Annotated in this window: 1 pseudogene; it reads right to left on the bottom strand. The window is 56.0% G+C overall.

Annotation, left to right across the window (positions count from 1 at the left end):
* Window positions 1–275 (bottom strand): annotated as a pseudogene (locus tag C1E99_RS01180) (VOC family protein); the annotation flags it as partial.

Here is a 275-nt window from a genome sequence, read left to right as displayed (position 1 = left end):
TCGTTTCAGCATCCATAGGCTCAGTAATGCCGACGATGCGGCCGTCTGGGCGGACATCCCATGTGTCTTGAGGTAGGTCGCGGTAAATCTCGATGCCATTGCCTTCGGTGTCGGCTAGGTAAATGGCTTCACTGTAACCGTGGTCGCTGGCGCCTTGGAGGGGAATCTTATTGTCGATAAAGTGGCGGAAAATGGTCCCGAGGTCCTCACGGCTAGGTAGGACAATGGCCAAGTGGTAGAGGCCGTAGCTGTGGCTGACTTCGCCGTTCTGCTCT

The organism is Streptococcus suis, assembly GCF_002964045.1.
In the GTDB taxonomy this organism is placed as follows: domain Bacteria; phylum Bacillota; class Bacilli; order Lactobacillales; family Streptococcaceae; genus Streptococcus; species Streptococcus suis_U.
The sequence above is the reverse complement of the archived record's forward strand: the minus strand, read 5'-3'. Positions and strand labels throughout refer to the sequence as shown.